General features: G+C 64.3%; 14 protein-coding genes and 4 pseudogenes. 8 read left to right on the top strand and 10 right to left on the bottom strand.

The window, feature by feature from the left end; all coding sequences use genetic code 11:
- Positions 1-196 precede the first annotated feature (196 nt).
- Entirely contained in the window at positions 197-1,045 is an 849-nt protein-coding gene (nadC, locus tag SJI00_RS18790) for a carboxylating nicotinate-nucleotide diphosphorylase (RefSeq protein ID WP_322463174.1), read from the top strand.
- Between the two features lie 282 nt (positions 1,046-1,327).
- On the opposite strand, the gene trxB is transcribed toward nadC, so the two are convergent.
- A complete protein-coding gene (gene trxB, locus SJI00_RS18785) occupies positions 1,328-2,290 on the bottom strand; it encodes a thioredoxin-disulfide reductase (protein WP_322463173.1) in 963 nt (320 codons plus the stop codon).
- 308 nt (positions 2,291-2,598) lie between these two features.
- Here trxB and cysZ point away from each other — a divergent pair, with 308 nt between their 5' ends.
- The 4 genes and pseudogenes from cysZ to SJI00_RS18765 all read left to right on the top strand — a co-directional run bounded on the left by cysZ (position 2,599) and on the right by SJI00_RS18765 (position 4,351).
- The gene (cysZ, locus tag SJI00_RS18780; protein ID WP_322463172.1) at positions 2,599-3,363 is read left to right on the top strand and encodes a sulfate transporter CysZ; all 765 of its coding nucleotides are present in this window, start codon (positions 2,599-2,601) and stop codon (positions 3,361-3,363) included.
- A gap of 42 nt (positions 3,364-3,405) precedes the next feature.
- Positions 3,406-3,621: a TIGR02450 family Trp-rich protein gene (locus SJI00_RS18775; protein WP_322463171.1), complete on the top strand. Its 216-nt coding sequence runs from the start codon at positions 3,406-3,408 to the stop codon at positions 3,619-3,621.
- Between the two features lie 178 nt (positions 3,622-3,799).
- Positions 3,800-3,919, top strand: a pseudogene (locus tag SJI00_RS18770) (sulfate transporter CysZ); the annotation flags it as partial.
- A 63-nt stretch (positions 3,920-3,982) separates the two neighbouring features.
- Positions 3,983-4,351 (top strand): hypothetical protein, encoded by a 369-nt coding sequence (locus tag SJI00_RS18765; protein ID WP_322463170.1) that lies wholly within the window; start codon positions 3,983-3,985, stop codon positions 4,349-4,351.
- Between the two features lie 103 nt (positions 4,352-4,454).
- Here the strand turns inward: SJI00_RS18765 and SJI00_RS22685 are convergent.
- Together SJI00_RS22685 and SJI00_RS22680 are read right to left on the bottom strand one after the other, a co-directional pair.
- Positions 4,455-4,880: pseudogene (locus tag SJI00_RS22685) on the bottom strand (methyl-accepting chemotaxis protein); the annotation flags it as partial.
- Positions 4,881-4,994: 114 nt separating this feature from the next.
- Positions 4,995-5,681, bottom strand: a pseudogene (locus tag SJI00_RS22680) (PAS domain-containing protein); the annotation flags it as partial.
- A gap of 261 nt (positions 5,682-5,942) precedes the next feature.
- Here SJI00_RS22680 and SJI00_RS18755 point away from each other — a divergent pair.
- Positions 5,943-7,142 (top strand): glycosyltransferase family 4 protein, encoded by a 1,200-nt coding sequence (locus SJI00_RS18755; RefSeq protein WP_322463168.1) that lies wholly within the window; start codon positions 5,943-5,945, stop codon positions 7,140-7,142.
- 18 nt (positions 7,143-7,160) lie between these two features.
- Here the strand turns inward: SJI00_RS18755 and SJI00_RS18750 are convergent, their stop codons facing one another.
- Together SJI00_RS18750 and SJI00_RS18745 are read right to left on the bottom strand one after the other, a co-directional pair.
- Positions 7,161-7,646 (bottom strand): glutathione peroxidase, encoded by a 486-nt coding sequence (locus SJI00_RS18750; protein WP_322463167.1) that lies wholly within the window; start codon positions 7,644-7,646, stop codon positions 7,161-7,163.
- Positions 7,647-7,791: 145 nt separating this feature from the next.
- A complete protein-coding gene (locus tag SJI00_RS18745; protein ID WP_322463166.1) occupies positions 7,792-8,277 on the bottom strand; it encodes an FKBP-type peptidyl-prolyl cis-trans isomerase in 486 nt (161 codons plus the stop codon).
- On the opposite strand from SJI00_RS18745, the pseudogene SJI00_RS18740 reads away from it, so the two are divergent.
- Positions 8,276-8,598, top strand: a pseudogene (locus tag SJI00_RS18740) (DUF3565 domain-containing protein). The gene SJI00_RS18745 and the pseudogene SJI00_RS18740 sit on opposite strands and share 2 nt — an antisense overlap.
- A gap of 31 nt (positions 8,599-8,629) precedes the next feature.
- Positions 8,630-10,717 carry a phosphate acetyltransferase gene (gene pta / locus SJI00_RS18735; protein ID WP_322463164.1) on the top strand — a complete coding sequence of 696 codons (2,088 nt, stop codon included), beginning with the start codon at positions 8,630-8,632 and terminating at the stop codon, positions 10,715-10,717.
- Positions 10,718-10,776: 59 nt separating this feature from the next.
- Here the strand turns inward: pta and SJI00_RS18730 are convergent, their stop codons facing one another.
- The 5 genes from SJI00_RS18730 to SJI00_RS18710 form a co-directional block, all read right to left on the bottom strand.
- On the bottom strand, positions 10,777-11,502 hold the full coding sequence (locus tag SJI00_RS18730) for a YiaD family glycine zipper/OmpA-like lipoprotein (protein WP_322463163.1): 726 nt from the start codon (positions 11,500-11,502) through the stop codon (positions 10,777-10,779).
- A gap of 109 nt (positions 11,503-11,611) precedes the next feature.
- Positions 11,612-11,959: a type II toxin-antitoxin system ChpB family toxin gene (locus SJI00_RS18725; RefSeq protein WP_322463162.1), complete on the bottom strand. Its 348-nt coding sequence runs from the start codon at positions 11,957-11,959 to the stop codon at positions 11,612-11,614.
- On the bottom strand, positions 11,956-12,210 hold the full coding sequence (locus SJI00_RS18720) for an AbrB/MazE/SpoVT family DNA-binding domain-containing protein (protein ID WP_322463161.1): 255 nt from the start codon (positions 12,208-12,210) through the stop codon (positions 11,956-11,958). Before SJI00_RS18720 ends, SJI00_RS18725 begins: the two co-directional genes overlap by 4 nt.
- Before the next feature lie 186 nt (positions 12,211-12,396).
- The gene (locus SJI00_RS18715) at positions 12,397-13,089 is read right to left on the bottom strand and encodes a sensor histidine kinase (protein ID WP_322463160.1); all 693 of its coding nucleotides are present in this window, start codon (positions 13,087-13,089) and stop codon (positions 12,397-12,399) included.
- Positions 13,086-14,690, bottom strand: coding sequence for a response regulator (locus tag SJI00_RS18710; RefSeq protein WP_322463197.1), 1,605 nt, complete (start codon positions 14,688-14,690; stop codon positions 13,086-13,088). The genes SJI00_RS18715 and SJI00_RS18710 overlap by 4 nt, the downstream gene beginning before the upstream one ends.
- Between the last annotated feature and the right edge of the window lie 18 nt (positions 14,691-14,708).

Below are 14,708 nucleotides of genomic sequence, written 5' to 3'. Positions count from 1 at the left end.
TGTGCGCAATGTCGGGGGGAGTCAGGTTCATGGTCAGTCATGACGATCGCTGCGAAGTTCGATACAGATGACCGTGGGATGTTCCACTGATGCCTTCGAGCCGATAAAAGGTTACTGCCCGCGCAGGTGTACTGACCGCTGCCCTGCCCTATAATCGCCGGCACTTTGCCTGTTGAGCCTGCCTGTGGAGCCGACCATGCCGAACCTACGCCTCGCCGACCTGACCGCCGAAATCGATGCCAATGTCCGTCGGGCCTTGCTCGAAGACATCGGCAGTGGCGATATCACCGCGCAGCTGATCCCTGCCGAGCGTCTGGCCAAGGCCACCATCATCACTCGCGAGGCCTGTGTGATCGCCGGCACCGCCTGGGTCGACGCGGTGTTTCGCCAGCTCGATCCACGTGTAGCGGTGCACTGGCAAGTGGTGGATGGCCAGCAGGCCACGGCAGACCAGGTACTGTTCCACGTGGAAGGCCCGGCGCGCTCGCTGCTCAGCGGCGAACGCGCGGCGCTGAATTTTCTGCAGATGCTGTCAGGCGTGGCCACCCGCGCTCAGGCGCTGGCCAACCTGGTGAGCGGCACTGGCGTGCGCCTGCTCGACACCCGCAAAACGCTGCCGGGCTTGCGCCTGGCACAGAAGTACGCCGTCACCTGCGGCGGCTGCGACAACCACCGCATTGGCCTGTACGACGCTTTTCTGATCAAGGAAAACCACATCGCCGCCTGCGGCGGTGTGGCCCAAGCCGTGCAGGCGGCGCAGCGCATCGCCCCAGGCAAGCCGGTGGAAATCGAGGTGGAGAGCCTGGAGGAACTGCGCCAGGCGCTGGATGCCGGGGCCGACATCGTCATGCTCGACGAGCTGAGCCTGGATGAAATGCGCGAAGCGGTGCGGATCAACGCCGGCAAGGCCAAGTTGGAGGCCAGCGGCGGCGTGAACGAGCAGACGCTGCGGGTGATAGCCGAAACCGGCGTGGACTACATCTCGATTGGTGCGATGACCAAGGATGTAAAAGCGGTGGACTTGTCGATGCGGTTGAGCCTGTAGGCAGCCCGTTGGGTCGCCAGGCGGTTTGGGGTTGCGAGGGTATGGGGGGCGCAGCCTTGGGGCGGCTTTGCCGCCCATCGCGGCGGTAGCCGCCTACCGGGGCTGGGGTGGGCAGGGGCATGCGTTCTCTTCTCTGCGCGACAGGCTGGAAGGAAACGCGATCGGGGTGCAGGGGCAGCCGGTCGGCGCCCAGTCAGTCGCCAAGGACGACGAAGCCGTCCCGGTACTCGCCCTCCTCCATGGCCCCCTGCGAAACGTGGAGGCCATCGATCAAGCCTCGGCTCAGAACGACGCGTTGGCCAAACCATCCAGGTAGCGTTCGACATCCAGCGCAGCCATGCAGCCCGCGCCGGCCGAGGTGATGGCCTGACGGTAGACATGGTCGGCCACGTCGCCGGCGGCGAACACACCTTCGACGTTGGTCGCGGTGGCATTGCCTTCGCGGCCGCCGTTGACCACCAGGTAACCGTCCTTCAAGGTCAGTTGGCCTTCGAACAGCGACGTGTTCGGCGTATGGCCGATGGCGATGAATACGCCGTCAACGGTGATTTCGTCGAAGCTGCCGTCGTTGTTCTTCAGGCGCGCGCCGGTGACGCCCATGTTGTCACCCAGTACTTCGTCGAGGGTGGCGTTGAGCTTGAGCTCGATCTTGCCTTCAGCCACGCGAGCGTTGAGCTTGTCGATCAGGATCTTCTCGGCGCGGAACGTTTCGCGGCGGTGGATCAGGGTCACTTTGCTGGCGATGTTGGCCAGGTACAGCGCCTCTTCCACGGCCGTGTTGCCGCCACCGACCACGGCGACCGGCTTGTTGCGGTAGAAGAAACCGTCGCAGGTGGCGCAAGCCGACACGCCCTTGCCCATGAAGGCTTCTTCCGACGGCAGGCCCAGGTAGCGGGCGCTGGCGCCGGTGGCGATGATCAACGCATCGCAGGTATAGGTGCCGTTGTCGCCCGTCAAGGTGTGCGGCTTGGCAGCCAGGTCGACGGCGTTGATGTGATCGAACACGATCTCGGTTTCAAAACGCTCGGCATGCTCTTGCATGCGCTGCATCAGCGCAGGGCCGGTCAGGCCATGGGGGTCGCCCGGCCAGTTGTCGACTTCGGTGGTGGTGGTCAGCTGGCCACCCGCCTGCATGCCGGTGATCAGCAGCGGCTTGAGGTTGGCACGGGCCGCATAGACCGCCGCGCTGTAGCCGGCAGGGCCGGAGCCCAGAATGATGACGCGCGAATGACGAACTTCAGACATGTCGAACTCCTGTCGATCCTGCCGAGCGCCGGCACTGGGCGCCGGATGGGCAGGCTGGAATTGTAGGGGCCTGTGCAACGCTGCGCTGCACAGGCCTCAGAAAGCGGTAGGCAGACTGTAGCGAGGTGGCAGAGAGTAAGGAAATATCCTTAGACAATCCACCTTATAGGCACGCTCTATGCACCACAGCCGCAGGCTAGAGCGCGTCAGCCGACTGGCGGCGACCCTGGCGGCTCAGGCGGCACCTTCCCCGGTGTCCACAAACTCGGTAAGGTCTGCGCGTTTTCCTGACCTTTTGGAGTTTCTCCATGCAAGCCCCTGTTCTGTCCGGCCCGCAATACCTGCGCGAAGGCCTCAAGCTGGTGTTGAGCCCAGGTCTTAGGGTGTTCGTCCTGCTGCCACTGGCGGTCAACCTCTTGCTGTTCGGGGCGCTGGTGTATTTCGTCAGCCATCAGTTCAGCCTCTGGGTCGACGCGCTGATGCCCAGCCTGCCTGACTGGCTGAGTTTCCTGACCTACATCATCTGGCCGCTGTTCGTGGTGCTGGTGATCCTGATGGTGTTCTTCACCTTCACCCTGGTGGCCAACGTGGTGGCCGCGCCCTTCAATGGCTTTCTGGCGGAGAAGGTCGAAGTGGTCGCCCGCGGCGAAGACACCTTCCCGCCCTTCAGTTGGGGCGAACTGGCAGCCATGGTGCCGCGCACCTTCTCGCGCGAAATGCGCAAGCTGGGCTACTTCCTGCCACGTGCGATCGGGCTGTTCATCCTGTCGTTGATTCCAGTGGTCAACGTCATTGCCGCGCCACTGTGGCTGGTGTTCGGTATCTGGATGATGGCCATCCAGTACATCGACTACCCGGCCGACAACAACAAGATGAGCTGGCAGGACATGCTCGCCTGGCTGCGCAGCAAGCGTTGGCAGTCGCTGAGCTTCGGCGGGGTGACCTACCTGGCGCTGTTGATTCCGTTCGTCAACATCCTGATGATGCCGGCAGCGGTGGCCGGGGCCACGCTGTTCTGGGTGCGAGAAAAAGGTGACACCCGTGTTACCCGAACGCCCGAGCATCGAGCCTGAGCCTACCCCGACGCGACCCTACCGCCTGCACCGGAGCTTCCCATGAATCGCTTCAACCCCGCCAAACTCAAACTGTCGAAATGGACCGCGACGCAGCCGGTGAATCGTGAAAAGCATTTCCTGGTAACAGACCTGGAGCATGACGAAGCGGGCCTCCTGCTGCGTGTGGAACTGCAGGCAGTGCACAGCCTGCGCAGCGAGTGGCTGGACTGGCGGGTGCTGCGCGACGCCCAGGTGTGGGCGATGGGCTGGCGGTAGTCGAGTCGTTCGGCTGAATCGGCCTTGCAGCCACCCCATCAGGCAGCGGCTGCCCCTGCCCTTGGTCGGCCAGCGCTTGTTCGAGGTGCCTGAAAGAGCCCCACCACCGGCCTGTACCGGCGTCCAGCGTCACTGCCGCAGGCGGCTGGAAAAGGGTCCCACTGCATGCGTTATCCGCCTGGTGTTGCCGATTGCGTTCGTCGATATCCTGAGGATGCCGGCGGCTGTGGCAGGGGTCACGTTGTTGTGGATGCGCGAACGTGAGCGCAAGTGGCAATTATCTATGCCGCGTGCCTGAGGGATGAGGTTTCCAATGCGCGCCTGGCTGCACTCACGCCGCCAGCTACCAAAGGATAAGTCCATGAACGACGACCGCGACTACCTCGACCTCAGCGACATTCCTGCTCACCTGCAGGGCCTGCGCCACCTGGGGCACAAGGCCCGCTGGCGCCTCAATGAAGCCCTCGCCGGCGCCGGCGTCGATACCCCCGCAGACGACTTGTTCGTCAACTCCGACGATGGCCAGGGTGTGGTGATCGACCACGTCTCGCTGGTCGAGCTGGTGGTCCGGGCCGTGCAAGACGGTGATGCGCCAAGGGCCAGCGAGCCTTTTTCCGGGCTCTTCTACGTCAGGGCATCGTTTGCCGATGCCCACCGCGCAGACGCCGCGCTGCCACTGGATGAAGCGGTCGCCCTAGCGGCTGCGGTCTACGCGCAACTGCAAGGCTGACCCGCCCCACCCGCCTGGGTTGGCCGGCCAGCCCAGGCTTCAGGCTTCAGGCTTCAGGCTTCAGGCTTCAGGCTTCAGGCTTCAGGCTTTGAAGCGTCAACGATCAGCCATTCAACTGGTTGGAAAACTGCCCTACGGCATCCACGACCTTCTTCGCCCCGTCCTGAATCTCACCAATCACCCCACCGGTTTCGTCCGCCAGGTTCAGGCCTTGCTCAGCCTGACGCTTGCTGGTGTCGATGATGTCCACCGCCGCCTGCGCCAGTTGCTCGTTCTGTTGCACCACGCGGGCAATTTCTTCGGTGGCGCTGCTGGTGCGCGAGGCCAGTTGCCGCACCTCGTCAGCCACCACGGCAAAGCCGCGGCCCTGCTCACCCGCACGCGCCGCTTCGATGGCGGCGTTGAGCGCCAGCAGGTTGGTCTGGCTGGCGATGTCACTGATGGTCTTGATGATCGCGCCAATCACCCGCGACTGTTTGTCCAGCGCCTGAATGCCCTCGGCGGCGCGCTGCATCGACGCTTCCAGTCCACGCATCACTTCGACACTCTGGGTCACCACCTGGGTGGCCTTGTTGGCACTGGCGTCGGTGTCCAGCGAGGTCGAATAGGCGATGTCGGCGGCTTGCGCCACGGCTTGCTCGCGGTTCACCTGATCCGTGATGACCGTGGCGAACTTGACCACCTTGTACAGCACATCGTGGGCATCGAAGATCGGGTTGTAGGACGCCTCCAGCCAAACCGTGTTGCCATGGGCATCGACGCGTTTGAAGCGGTCGGCGATGTACTCGCCGCGGCGCAGCTTTTCCCAGAAGGTCTGGTAGGCAGGCGAGCTGACCTCCTGCGGTTCGCAGAAGATGCGGTGGTGACGGCCGCGCACCTGATCCAGACGATAGCCCACCGCCTGGAGGAAGCGATCGTTGGCGGTGAGCACCTCGCCATCGAGGCTGAATTCGATCACGGCGGTGGAGCGCATCAAGGCCTTGATCAGGCTCTCATGTTCGCGCGAAGTCTTGATGGTGCGCGACAGGTCGCTCGAATGCAGGGTGAAGTACTTGAGCCGCCCTTCGCTGTTGCGGATCGGTTGCAGGATCGAGCGCAGCCAGGCTTCGTCGCCGTCGCCGCGCAGCAAGCGGAAGGCACCATGCAGGTGTTCGCCACGGGTCAGGGCAGTGTGCATGCGCTGATAGAAATCGAGCGATTTCACATGCGCAGGCACGAAGTGTTCAAGCGAGCGCCCGAGCAACTGGTCGGGGGTGTAGTGCATTTCCTTGGCGAAGTTGTCGTTGACGTGCTGAATCCGACCCTCAGGATCAAGCTGCAAGACCAGCATTTCGCTGTCCAGGCTGTCCTTGATCTGCTCGACCGAGAGCAGGTCCTCACGCAGCTGCTGCATTTGCTGCTTCAATTTCTTATTGAACATTCCACACCCGCCCGAGCACCTGTCATTTGATGCCTGTACATCGGCTATGCAAAGACAGTTCTTGAGAGCGGCAAACGATTAAATATTCTTCAGGCGCGCCACCCGGCAGCCGTCAACTGGACGCCACCTGATTGTCACGCAACGGCAACGCCGCGCGCGGACACTTTTTCCATGAAGACACCGCCTTTGCACATCACGCTGGTCAGCGAAACCTTCCCGCCCGAGATCAACGGCGTGGCCACTACCCTCGGCCGGCTGCGCGAAGGGCTATGCCTGCGCGGGCACCGGGTGGAGGTGATCCGCCCGCGCCAGAGCGGCGACACAACAGGCTTGGCAGATCCTGACCTGTTGCTCACCCGTGGCTGGCCTGTGCCCGGCTACCCCGGGCTGCAATGGGGGCAGGTGTCGATGCACAAGCTCTTGCGGCGCTGGCGGCGGCGACGCCCCGACGTGCTGTACATCGCCACCCAAGGCCCGCTCGGGCTGAGTGCACTGCGCGCGGCGCGGCGCTTGGGCATTGCCATCGTCAGCGGCTTTCACACCAATTTCCCGCAGTACGCCGGGCAATACGGTCTTGGTCTTCTAGCCCGCGCGCTGACCGGCTACCTGCGCGCCTTCCATCGCCGCACCGCCACCACGCTGGCGCCCAGCGCCAGCCAGCGCCTTGACCTGCAACGCCGGGGCTTCGAGCGGCTGGGAGTGCTGGCGCGAGGGGTCGACGCCACGCTGTTCAACCCGGCCCGGCGTAGCCAGGCGCTGCGCGACAGCTGGGGGCTCAGGCCGGATGACATTGCGGTGCTGCATGTCGGTCGCCTGGCGGTCGAGAAGAACCTCAGCCTGCTCGCGCCGTGCCTGCACGCCTTGCAGCGCGCCTATCCACAGCGGCGGCTGCGCATGGTCCTGGTAGGTGACGGACCGCAACGACAAGGGCTTGAGCAGCAGTTGCCTGATGCCGTGTTCTGCGGCGTGCAGCGTGCAGAAACCCTGGCCGAGCACTACGCCAGCGGCGACCTGTTCCTGTTTCCGAGCCTCAGCGAAACCTTCGGCAATGTGGTGCTCGAAGCCATGGCGTCCGGGCTGGCGGTGGTCGCCTTCGACGAAGCCGCGGCGGCCCAGCACCTGCAGCACGGACACAACGGCGCCCTGGCCCTGCCAGGGGACAGCGCCGGCTTCATCGATGCCGCTTGCTGGCTGCTGGAAGAGAACGAGACCTTGCGTCGGGTGCGCCTGAACGCTCGCCACCATGCCCTGCACCAGGGCTGGGCGGCAATTGTCGAGCAGTTCGAGGGGCATCTGGCCGAGGCTTGCTCACGCCCCAGCCCCCTGGCGCCGCCCATCAAGGCCTATCCGATGGCAGACAAGCCGAACTAGGCTCGGTCTGCTGCGGGGTCATGACTGCAATGCAGCTTCGATGGCATGGATCACGGTCGGGTCGTCGGGCGAGGTACGCGGCGCGAATCGGGCCAGCACACGACCGTCCTTGCCGACCAGAAACTTCTCGAAGTTCCAGCTGATTTCGCCCGGAAACTCCGCCCCTTCCCCGGCCAACAGGCGATACAACGCATGGCGCTGCGGCCCGTTCACCTCGACCTTGGCGGTCATGGGAAAGCTCACGCCATACTGGCTTGAACAGAAGGTCTGGATATCGGTTTCGCTGCCAGGTTCCTGACCGGCGAATTGATTGCACGGCAGGCCGAGCACGCTGAAACCCTGGCCCTTGTAACGCTGCTGCAGCTGCTCGAGCGCAACGTATTGCGGCGTCAGACCGCATTTCGAGGCCACGTTGACGACCAGCAGCACCTGCCCCTTGAACGGCACCAGTGACAGCTCGCCGCCTTCCAGGGCCTGCAGTTTCACCTCGTGGAATGCACTCATGATCCTCTCCCCCAATGGCCTGCGCGCGGCGCCGAGGGCAAACCGCGCCCAGCAAAAAGGCGCCAGGCCAAGCCGGTCGACCTCCCGAGGGGGAGGTCCGGCTTGGTCGAGCGCCTGGTGACGTTCTGAGCTTAGCGCAGAACCCTCAGTGCTGATGGCCACCTTCACCGTGAACATGGCCGTGAGCCACTTCTTCTTCGCTGGCGTCGCGCACGTCAACGACCTTGACCTGGAAGGTCAGGCGCTGACCGGCCAGCGGATGGTTGCCGTCGACGGTGACGTCGTCGCCGTCAACGTCGCGGATGGTGACGATCTGCATCTGGCCATCGGGGGCCGAGGCGTGGAACTGCATGCCGACTTCCAGCTCGTCGACGCCTTCGAACAGGCTGCGGTTCAGGGTGCTGACCAGTTCGGCCGAGTATTCGCCGTAGGCGTCTTCGGGCTCCACGGAAACGTTCAGCTCGTCGCCGGTCTGCTTGCCTGCCAGGGCTTTTTCCAGGCCTGGGATAATGTTCGAAGCACCGTGCAGATACACCAGCGGCGCACCACCGGCGGAGCTGTCGATGACCTCACCAGCGTCATTGGTCAGGGTATATTCGATAGAGACAGCCTTGTTGGCGGCGATCAGCATGGGGCGAGACCTTTGCAAAAGAATGTAGAACCTGGAAGTGTAACCAAGGCATCGCCTGATTGCGAACCGGCCAAGGCTTCGGCACGACCCAACGGTAGTCAGCCGCGACCGGTGAGCCACATCAGCGGCTTTCATCGCGACGAAGCGGGCCATTGGGTGGTCGAGCTGAGCTGTGGCCATACTCAGCACCTGCGCCACCAACCGCCGTGGCAATCGCGGCCGTGGGTGCTTGACCCCACCGCACGGCAACAGCGCATCGGTGAAGCATTTCCGTGCGGCTGGTGCGCCCAGGGGGTCGATAGCGCTACCCTTGCCGATTGATTCTGTGCCCGCCTACAGCCGAGACGCACACATGCAGACATTTTTCATCGCGCCGACCGATTTTGCAGTCGGCCTGACCTCGATCAGCCTGGGCCTGATACGCACCCTGGAGCGCGCCGGGCTCAAGGTCGGCTTCTTCAAGCCGATCGCCCAGCCGCACCCCGGCGACACTGGCCCCGAGCGCTCCACCGAACTGGTGGCGCGCACCCACGGTATTCAGCCGCCCACGCCCCTGAGCCTTGGCCAGGTCGAGCGCATGCTCGGCGACGGCCAGCTCGATGAGCTGCTCGAATCGATCATCCGCCTGTACCAGCAGGCGTGTATCGGCAAGGACGTGGTGGTGGTCGAGGGCATGGTGCCGACCCGTCACGCCAGCTACGCCGCGCGCGTCAACCAGCACCTGGCCAAGAGCCTGGATGCCGAGGTGATCCTGGTTTCGGCGCCGGAAAACGAGGTGCTCAGCGAGTTGTCTGGCCGCGTAGAGCTGCAGGCGCAGCTGTTTGGCGGCCCGCGCGACCCGAAAGTGCTCGGGGTGATCCTCAACAAGGTGCGCAGTGCCGATCCCATGGCCGAGTTCGCCCAGCGCCTGCGCGACCACTCGCCGCTGCTGCGCAGCGGCGACTTCCGTCTGCTGGGCTGCATCCCGTTCCAGGCCGAACTGAACGCACCGCGCACGCGCGATGTGGCCGACCTGCTCGGTGCCCAGGTGCTCAACGCCGGTGATTACGAGCAACGGCGCATGAACACCATCATCCTCTGCGCGCGCACCGTGGCCAACACCGTGCCGCTGCTCAAGCCGGGCACGCTGGTGGTCACCCCGGGCGACCGCGACGACATCATTCTTGCCGTGAGCCTGGCCGCCATCAACGGCGTGCCGCTCGCCGGCCTGCTGCTGACCAGCGACAGCAAGCCCGACCCACGCATCCTCGGCCTGTGCCGCGGCGCCCTGCAGGCGGGCCTGCCCATCCTCTCGGTGAGCACCGGCTCGTACGACACCGCCACCCAGCTGAACTCGCTGAACCGCGAGATCCCCATCGATGACCGCGAGCGCGCCGAGTTCATCACCGATTTTGTCGCCAGCCATCTGGACGCCGCCTGGCTGCACCAGCGCTGCGGTACGCCGCGTGAACTGCGGCTGTCGCCGGCGGTGTTCCGCTATCAGCTGATCCAGCGTGCGCAACAGGCCAACAAACGTATCGTTCTGCCCGAAGGCGCCGAGCCCTTGCTGGTGCAGGCCGCGGCCCTGTGCCAGGCCCGCGGCATCGCCCGCTGTGTGCTGCTGGCACGGCCCGAGGAGGTCGAGGCGGTCGCGCGGGCGCAAGGCATCAGCTTGCCCGCGGACCTGGAAATCCTCGACCCCGAGCTGATCCGCAGCCGCTATGTCGAACCCATGGTCGCGTTGCGCAAAAGCAAGAACCTCAACGCGCCGATGGCCGAGCAGCAGCTCGAAGATCCGGTCGTGCTGGCCACGGTGATGCTGGCGCTGGGCGAGGTCGATGGCATGGTTTCGGGCCTGGTGCACTCGACTGCCAACACCATCCGCCCGGCACTGCAACTGATCAAGACCGCACCGGGCTGCAGCCTGGTGTCGTCGGTGTTCTTCATGCTGTTCCCCGATCAGGTGCTGATCTATGGCGACTGCGTGATGAACCCGCACCCCAGCGCCGAGGAGCTGGCCGAAATCGCCCGGCAGAGCGCAGCCTCGGCCGCCTCTTTCGGCATCGCGCCGCGGGTGGCGATGATCAGCTATTCGAGCGACTCGGCGAGCGATGAAGAAGTGGGCAAGGTGCGCGAGGCCACCCGCCTGGCCCAGGAGGCGGTGCCTGGGCTGATGATCGACGGGCCGCTGCAGTACGACGCCGCCGCCAATCCAACCATTGCCCGGCAACTGGCACCCGACAGCCAGGTCGCTGGCCGCGCCACGGTGTTCGTCTTCCCCGACCTGAACACCGGCAACACCACGCACAAGGCCGTGCAACGCAGCGCCGACGGCGTCAGCCTCGGGCCGATGCTGCAAGGCCTGCGCAAGCCGGTGAATGACCTGCCGCGCGGCGCACAGGTCGATGACATCGTGCACACCATCGCCTTGACCGCCATTCAGGCCAGCCAGGTGAGCTGAAACGCAAGGCGGGGCAGTCGGTTGCCCGAACTGCCCCGCCGTATCACGCGTTCACAGGCTCAAGGGTATTGCTGAACCGTACCCTGTTGCTGACCTTGCTGTTGATACTGCTGGCCAGGGATCGGCTTGAGGTTGACCTCCACACGGCGGTTCTGCGCGCGACCATTGGCGTCGGCGTTGCTCGCCACCGGCTGATCCGGGCCCAGGCCACGGACCGACACCCGCGAGGCGTCCACGCCTTGGGAGGTCAGGTAGGTACCCACCGACTGCGCGCGGCGCTGCGACAGGTCCATGTTGTGCTGGCGTGCGCCGGTGCTGTCGGTGAAGCCGACCACTTCGATGGTGTTCTGGTTGAACTGCTTGAAGGAGCTCGCCAGGTTGTTCAGCGGCGAGTAGAAGCTTGGCGCGATGCTGGCCGAGTCGGTGGCGAAGGTGATGTTGCCCGGCATGATCAGCTTGATCTGGTCGCCGTCGCGCTGCACTTCGACACCTGTATTGGCCATGCTTTCACGCAGTGCCTTTTCCTGGCGGTCGGCGTAATAGCCATAGCCGGCAGCGGCAGCACCAATGGCGGCAGCGCCGATTGCCGCGCCTTTGCCGCGGTGATTGTGGTCGATGGCAGCGCCGGCCACGGCACCGGCCAATGCGCCAAGCCCGCCGTATTTTACGGTTTTGCTCATACCGCCAGAGTCTTGCCCCTGGTTCTCGTAAGGGTTCTGGCCGGCACAGCCGGTCATCAGCGCAGCGGCGGTGGCGAGGACGATCAAAGGACGCAGGGTGAACATGGGCAAGCTCCTGAGGCAGGATGAAAAGTGCAACGATCGTTGAGCGATCTGTACCGGGGTTGGAGTGTGGTGGGGGAGGAAAATTCCCTCTCGGCGCTGCGGGTCCCGGTCAATCAAACAGCGTCTGGACACGCGCCAAGGCGTCTTCTGTCACCGCTTCACCGGCGAACTCAACGCGCCTGGCGCCCCGAGCGCTCAGGTCGACGGTGCGCAGTTGATTGCACAGCACGACCCCTTGGGTCTGTGTACCTGCACCACTGAGCGTGACTGCGAAGCCTGCATGGCGGGCGAAGTCGCCGCCTTGCGAGATGGGCGCGATGACGGCGAGGCCCGATGCATTGAACGCGGCCGGTGTCAGTACCACTGCCGGGCGGGCGATCCCTGGTTGTTCCCGTCCGGCTACAGGCTCCAGGTTGATGCAAACGATATCGCCCCTGCCAAAGCCTGCTCGCCTCATGACTCACGGCCCACAGGCCGCATGGCATTCCAGTCAGCCAGATCTTCGGGGTCGGGCGCGGTGAGGTCGCATTGCGCCATGAGTGCATCGAGCGTGTAGCGAGGCCTGGGCCCGACAGGTTTGAGCACCAGGGCCTCCCCAGACGTATCCAGGCTCAGTGTCGATCCAACCCCCAACTGCAGCTGCTTGAGCACCGCCGAGGGCAGGCGGATGGCAGCACTGTTGCCCCATTGCTGGATCTTGATCTGCATAGGTATCTCCCCAAGGTAGATACATCGTGGAAACCCTCCCGGTGATTGCAAGTCAAATGTAGAAACGCTGTATTTACACTCTCACTGCATGCGATCCCCGTGAAGCCTCGGCCGACCGTCCGGGACGGGTCCTGCGCCAAAGCCGGATACGTCCCACGTTCTGCAATACTCGGCAACAGCGTCAGGCTACGGCAAATACAACTTGAACAACCCGCCCCCCAACTCCCCGCCATTGGCGATCTCGATGCGTCCACGCACCCCGCCCTGCTCATGCAGCGCGGCAATGCGCGAGGCGAAGTACAAGCCCAGGCCCGTGCTGCCGCTGCTCTGATCGATGCCTGGCACATAGTCCAGTTGCTGCTCGATCAGCCGCTCGGGGTAACCCGGGCCGTCGTCGTTGATGCAGATCACCAGCTCGCTGCCCGCTTCCTCGATGCTCAGCAGCAGTGCCTTGTCGGCATGGCGGATGGCATTGGTGAGCATGTTCGACACCACCGAAGCCACCAGCTCGCGGTCGAAGAAGGCCAGCGGCGCCATGGTGTCCAGGCGGCAGGTGGCGACGATACCGCGATGCTTGATGACATCTTCATGGACCGCCAGCTGCGCTTCGAGAAAGTCGTCGACCTCGTGGTAATCGGGGCAGATCGGCAACTGGTTCACGCCCAGTTTGTACAAGCCCAGCAACTGCACCAGCATGCCGTTGAGGTGGCTCAGCTCATGCTCCACCACCCCCGGCTCGCTGCCTTCGCGCAGCGCTTCGGGAATGCGCTCCAGCCACTGGTGATGGGCCTGGATCAGTGCCGAAAGCGAGTTTTTCATGTCATGCACGGTGGAGGCGATCACCGTGGAAAAATCCAGCCCCTGGTCTGTCTGATTCATGCGCCGAACACTCGGATATGCAGCTTGCGGTAACGGTCATAACGGCTGTCGCCAGGCGGAATGCCGGACACGCTGCTCAGGCAGGCGCGGCATTCCTCGATGACCGCCGGGGTCAGTTTGTCGCCGGCCACGCGCAGCAGCGCCTGGGCGGTATTCAGCGCGATGCTGATGTTCTTGCCCTGCTGCGCCAGGGCGCGGCGGAACATGCTCAGGGCCAGTTCCAGATGCCCGGCCTGGTAGGCCTTGACGCCTTGGCGGTTGAGGTCCACGGCATCGGCCACGGCGTTCAGCACGTCAGGGTCTTCGGTGAGCTTGCCGACGCTTTCCATGACCTTCGGATCATCGCCGTAGGACTCCACGCACGCCTTGAGCACGGCCTTCGCCGCCACGCCCTGGCCCATGGCCTTCATCTGTGTGGCCACCGTCAAGGCCGACTCGACCGAGAAGAACTGGTTCATCTTGCCCAGGCGTTGCACCGCCTGTTCGGTGAGCTTGGCGGCCGATTCGGCATCGCCGGCCTGCACCAGGCTGGCGGCCTTCATCATTCGCGCACGCACTTGCATGCCCTGGTCTTCGGGGTAGTCCTTGGCCACTTCGCCCAAGGCGTTGTTGATCTCGACGCGAGTGCGCGCATCCAGGCCGCCCGCGCTTCGGCTCATCAAGGCCTGGGCCAGGCCGAGGTTGCTTTCCGGGTCTTTGTAGCGCGAGCTTTGGCCCTGATTCACCGCTTGGCGGAAGGCCTTGGCCGCGGTGTCGAAGTCTTCGTTCTCATGGGCCAGCTTGCCCAGGGTCGCCTGGCGCTTGACCGACAGCGGCGACAACCGCACCGCCTCTTCGAGCAAGCCCTGCGCGCGGCGGTTGTCGCCCTGGGCGATCAGCACATCGACCATGCCGTCATACAGGTTGGGCATGATCGGGAAGGCCTTGATCGCCTGCTCGAACACGCCCTGCGCCTGGGCATTGCGACCGCGCTTGTGCAGCAGCTTGCCGAGCGCGGCGTACACCCACGGCTGCGGACGGCTGGAGAGGATCGCGGTGAGGTACTTTTCCAGCTCGTCGAAACGGTTCAGGTCACGCAGCGCATCGGCGCGAAAGCGCAGGCACAGTGGCGCGAAACGCGGGTCCTGCTTGCAGATCTCGGCGCAGGCCGCCAGCACCTCGGCCGGACGGTTGCGGTCCAGCGCCTGCAGTATCGGCTTGAGCAGGGTCTTGCGTTGCACCAGCTTTTCCAGACGCTGGGCCAGGCCCACGCGGTTGAACGGCTTGGTGATGTAGGCGTCCGGCTCGTGTTCGAGCGCGCACAACACGATCGACTGGCTGCTCTCGGCCGTGACCATGACGAACACGCTTTCATGGCTGATCAACCGGTCGAGGATCATGTCCTCGAGCACCTGCTGGCCATTCTTCTTGCCGTCGCCGAGGTGGAAGTCATGGAGGATGAAGTCGTAGCGCTTCTGCGCGCACATCCGCAACGCCTGTTCACCGCTGTCGGCGGTATCGACCTCGGTGGCGCCCAGCTCGCGCAGCATGGAACGGGTCGAGGTGCGGAAGTCGGTGAAGTCGTCGACGATCAGAAAGCTTTTTTGCCCGTACTGCAGCATCAACACGCCCTGTTGTGG

The sequence above is a fragment of the Pseudomonas gebzensis genome (genome assembly GCF_034427815.1).
In the GTDB taxonomy this organism is placed as follows: Bacteria; Pseudomonadota; Gammaproteobacteria; order Pseudomonadales; family Pseudomonadaceae; genus Aquipseudomonas.
The sequence above is the reverse complement of the archived record's forward strand: the minus strand, read 5'-3'. Positions and strand labels throughout refer to the sequence as shown.

Excerpts from the sequence above, each read along its gene's own strand:
- nadC (WP_322463174.1), top strand. The coding sequence starts at position 197 with ATGCCGAACCTACGCCTCGCCGACCTGACCGCCGAAATCGATGCCAAT.
- trxB (WP_322463173.1), bottom strand. The coding sequence starts at position 2,290 with ATGTCTGAAGTTCGTCATTCGCGCGTCATCATTCTGGGCTCCGGCCCT.
- cysZ (WP_322463172.1), top strand. The coding sequence starts at position 2,599 with ATGCAAGCCCCTGTTCTGTCCGGCCCGCAATACCTGCGCGAAGGCCTC.
- SJI00_RS18775 (WP_322463171.1), top strand. The coding sequence starts at position 3,406 with ATGAATCGCTTCAACCCCGCCAAACTCAAACTGTCGAAATGGACCGCG.
- SJI00_RS18765 (WP_322463170.1), top strand. The coding sequence starts at position 3,983 with ATGAACGACGACCGCGACTACCTCGACCTCAGCGACATTCCTGCTCAC.
- SJI00_RS18755 (WP_322463168.1), top strand. The coding sequence starts at position 5,943 with ATGAAGACACCGCCTTTGCACATCACGCTGGTCAGCGAAACCTTCCCG.
- SJI00_RS18750 (WP_322463167.1), bottom strand. The coding sequence starts at position 7,646 with ATGAGTGCATTCCACGAGGTGAAACTGCAGGCCCTGGAAGGCGGCGAG.
- SJI00_RS18745 (WP_322463166.1), bottom strand. The coding sequence starts at position 8,277 with ATGCTGATCGCCGCCAACAAGGCTGTCTCTATCGAATATACCCTGACC.
- pta (WP_322463164.1), top strand. The coding sequence starts at position 8,630 with ATGCAGACATTTTTCATCGCGCCGACCGATTTTGCAGTCGGCCTGACC.
- SJI00_RS18730 (WP_322463163.1), bottom strand. The coding sequence starts at position 11,502 with ATGTTCACCCTGCGTCCTTTGATCGTCCTCGCCACCGCCGCTGCGCTG.
- SJI00_RS18725 (WP_322463162.1), bottom strand. The coding sequence starts at position 11,959 with ATGAGGCGAGCAGGCTTTGGCAGGGGCGATATCGTTTGCATCAACCTG.
- SJI00_RS18720 (WP_322463161.1), bottom strand. The coding sequence starts at position 12,210 with ATGCAGATCAAGATCCAGCAATGGGGCAACAGTGCTGCCATCCGCCTG.
- SJI00_RS18715 (WP_322463160.1), bottom strand. The coding sequence starts at position 13,089 with ATGAATCAGACAGACCAGGGGCTGGATTTTTCCACGGTGATCGCCTCC.
- SJI00_RS18710 (WP_322463197.1), bottom strand. The coding sequence starts at position 14,690 with ATGCTGCAGTACGGGCAAAAAAGCTTTCTGATCGTCGACGACTTCACC.